This is a genomic window from Agromyces sp. P1_H4, from assembly GCF_056405255.1.
In genome coordinates this window covers 1-3,420 of the sequence record NZ_JBFUCL010000378.1, presented here as the reverse complement: position 1 = coordinate 3,420, position 3,420 = coordinate 1, and the positions used below count along the sequence as shown (strand labels likewise).

4 protein-coding genes are annotated in these 3,420 nt (G+C 74.0%); 1 reads left to right on the top strand and 3 read right to left on the bottom strand.

Going from position 1 to position 3,420, the window contains the following annotated elements:
* From AC1DY2_RS17435 to AC1DY2_RS17425, 3 genes are all read right to left on the bottom strand, one after another.
* Positions 1 to 1,143 (bottom strand): AMP-binding protein (locus tag AC1DY2_RS17435; protein ID WP_476763560.1); only part of this gene is annotated, 1,143 nt, incomplete at its 3' end.
* Positions 1,144 to 1,159: 16 nt separating this feature from the next.
* Positions 1,160 to 2,095 (bottom strand): 1,4-dihydroxy-2-naphthoyl-CoA synthase, encoded by a 936-nt coding sequence (locus AC1DY2_RS17430; protein ID WP_476763559.1) that lies wholly within the window; start codon positions 2,093 to 2,095, stop codon positions 1,160 to 1,162.
* A gap of 55 nt (positions 2,096 to 2,150) precedes the next feature.
* On the bottom strand, positions 2,151 to 2,354 hold the full coding sequence (locus AC1DY2_RS17425) for a hypothetical protein (RefSeq protein ID WP_309974863.1): 204 nt from the start codon (positions 2,352 to 2,354) through the stop codon (positions 2,151 to 2,153).
* 76 nt (positions 2,355 to 2,430) lie between these two features.
* Between AC1DY2_RS17425 and AC1DY2_RS17420 the strand changes: the two genes are divergently transcribed.
* Positions 2,431 to 3,420 (top strand): o-succinylbenzoate synthase (locus AC1DY2_RS17420; RefSeq protein ID WP_476763561.1); only part of this gene is annotated, 990 nt, incomplete at its 3' end.

Below are 3,420 nucleotides of genomic sequence, written 5' to 3'. Positions count from 1 at the left end.
CGCCTCGAGCGCGCGGCGGTCGGGCTTGCCCGAGGCGAGCAGCGGCAACCCGTCGACGAGCTCGAGGCGAACGGGCCGGGCGGCGGGCGTCAGCCCGGCAGCGTCGGTCGCCGCGACGAGGGTCGCGAGGGCATCGGATGCCGCGGCGGCATCCGTGCGCATCGTCACCACCGCCGCCCGCTCCCCCCACTCGGCGTCGGGCACCCGCACCACGACCGCGTCGCCGAACCCCGGCACCGACCGCACGGCGCGCTCGATCTCGCCGAGCGCGACCTTCACGCCGCCCGAGATGATCACGTCGTCGGCCCGGCCCCGGATCCGCAGGATGCCGTCGTGCGCCACATCGCCGAGGTCGCCCGTGCGATACCACCTCGTGCCGTCGGCGTCGGTCGCGAATGCGTCGGCGGTGCGCGCCGGGTCGCCGAGATAGCCGTCGGCGAGCATGGGTCCCGACACCTCCACGTGACCGTCGACGATGCGCACACGCACGCCGTCGAGCGCGCGACCGTCGTAGACGCAGCCGCCCGCCGTCTCGCTCGACCCGTACGTGCGGGTGACCCGGAGCCCCAGCGCATCGGCCGCGACGATCAGCGAGGGCGACGCCGCCTGGCCGCCGAGGAGGATCCGGTCGAACCGGTGGAGCGCGTCGGCGACGGCGCGGTCGGTGCGGGCCGCCTCCACCAGCCGGCTCAGCTGCACCGGCACGAGCGACGTGTAGCGCGGTCGCAGCCGGTCGAGCCGAGCGGATGCCGCGGCGAAYGCGGCGGGGTCGAACCCGTCGCCCTCGAGCACGACCGGCTCCGTGCCCGCCACGATCGATCGCACGAGCACCTGCGCACCGGCGATGTAGTGGCCCGGGAGGGCGAGCAGCCACTGGCCGGGTCCGCCGAGCGCGGCCTCCGTCGCGACGGCGCTCGCGCGCAGGGCCGCCGCGGAGAGCAGCACGCGCTTCGGGGCATCCGTCGACCCGCTCGTCTCGACGACGAGGGCGATGCCGTCGTCGACCTCCCCGGCATCCTCGAGCGCGACCGTGTCGCGGGGACCGGGCACGGGCCACACCGCGGAGCCACCCGAGAGCGCCCGCCGCAGCGCGAACGTGAGGCCCGCCACATCGGCAGCCGGCAGTCGCACGAGCGGCTTCATCGCGGCATCCGCCCGACTAGTAGTGCCACGGGTAGGGGCCCCAGTCGGGGTCGCGCTTCTCGAGGAACGCGTCGCGACCCTCGACGGCCTCGTCGGTGCCGTACGCGAGCCGGGTCGCCTCGCCTGCGAACACCTGCTGGCCGACCATGCCGTCGTCGACCGCGTTGAACGCGAACTTCAGCATGCGGATGGCGGTGGGCGATTTCGTGAGGATGGTGCGGGCCATGGCGATCGCCTCGCGCTCGAGCTCGGCGTGCGGCACGACCCGGTTCACGGCGCCCATCTCGTAGGCGCGGTCGGCCGAGTACTCCTCGGCGAGGAAGAACACCTCGCGGGCGAACTTCTGCCCGATCTGACGGGCGAAGTAGGCGCTGCCGTAGCCCGCGTCGAAGCTGCCGACGTCGGCATCCGTCTGCTTGAACCGGCCGTGCTCGCGGCTCGCGATGGTGAGGTCGCAGACGACGTGCAGCGAATGCCCGCCACCGGCCGCCCAGCCCGGCACGACCGCGATGACGACCTTCGGCATGAAACGGATGAGCCGCTGCACCTCGAGGATGTGCAGGCGCCCGGTCGCCGCCGCGGCCGCCGGATCGCGCACCACCTCGGCCTCGGCGTCGGAGTACTGGTACCCGTCGCGCCCGCGGATGCGCTGGTCACCGCCCGAGCAGAACGCCCAGCCGCCGTCCTTCGCGCTCGGCCCGTTGCCCGTGAGCAGCACCACGCCGATGCGCGGGTTGGTGCGGGCGTCCTCGAGCGCGCGGTACAGCTCGTCGACCGTGTGCGGCCGGAACGCGTTGCGCACCTCGGGCCGGTGGAACGCGATGCGTGCGATGCGGCCGTCGTGCGAGTGGTGGTATGTGATGTCGGTGAATCCGACGGATGCCGCGGGCGCGGCGGGGGCGGCATCCGTCCACTCGCTCGCGTCGAACAGTTCGGAGACCTCGTGCGCCATGCCTCCAGCCTACGACCGGGCCGCGATCGGCTCGGTGGCGGGCGACGAGACGACCTCAGAGGGTCGCGGGCTCCCCGCTGAAGAACGCCACGATGCCGGCGTACGCGATCGAGCCGACCCAGATCGCGCCCCAGGTGAGCGGGATGAGCGCCGCGACCATGAGCACCAGGCCGATCACGGCGATCAGGACGTTGCGCCCCGGCGAGTCACGTCGCACCTCACTGGCTTCGACGCCGAGGGTGTCGAGTTCGTCGGACATGCGCACCTCCAAGGCGGCCACACTAACAGACCCCCATCGGTGCCACGATGGGACGGTGACCGATGACGCCGCACCCCTGCCGACCCTCGACGACCTGCTCTCGACGGCGAGGGTGGTGGCCCTCCCCCTCGTCACCCGGTTCCGCGGCATCGACGTGCGCGAGGCCATGCTCTTCGAGGGGCCCGAGGGGTGGACGGAGTTCTCGCCGTTCGCCGAGTACGACGACGAGGAGGCATCCGCCTGGCTGGCCGCCGCCGTCGACTTCGGCTGGACCGCGCCGCCGCCCGCCCTGCGGGACCGAATCCCGGTGAACGCGACCGTGCCCGCGGTCGACCCCGACAGCGTCGGCGCCGTGCTCGCGCGGTTCCCCGGCTGCCGCACCGCGAAGGTGAAGGTCGCGGGCGGCGACGAGCCACTGTCGGCGGATGTCGCGCGCGTGCGCGCCGTGCGCCACGTGCTCGGCCCCGAGGGACGCATCCGCGTCGACGCGAACGGCGGCTGGAACGTCGACGAGGCCGAGCACGCGATCCACGCGCTCGCGCCGTTCGACCTCGAGTACGTCGAGCAGCCCTGCGCGACCGTCGCGGAACTCGCCGAGATCGGCGTCCGCGTGAAGTACATGGGCATCCCCATCGCCGCCGACGAGAGCGTGCGCCGGGCCGACGACCCGCTCGCCGTGGCCGAGGCCGGCGCGGCCGACCTGCTCGTGATCAAGGCCCAGCCGCTCGGCGGCATCCGGCGGGCGCTGCGCATCATCGAGGCGGCAGGGCTCCCCGTGGTGGTGTCGAGTGCGCTCGACACGAGCGTGGGCCTCGCGATGGGCGCCCGGCTCGCGGCATCCGTGCCCTCGCTCGACTACGACTGCGGTCTCGGCACCGCCTCGCTGCTCGCCGCCGACGTCACGCGCGACCCGCTGCTGCCGGTCGACGGGGCCATCGAGGTGCGGCGGGTGCTGCCCGACCCTGCGCTGCTGCAGCGCTACGACGCGGGGCCCGAGCGCACCGACTGGTGGATCGAGCGGCTCGGCCGCGCCCACGCCGTGCTCGCCGACGCGGCCGCCGCCGCC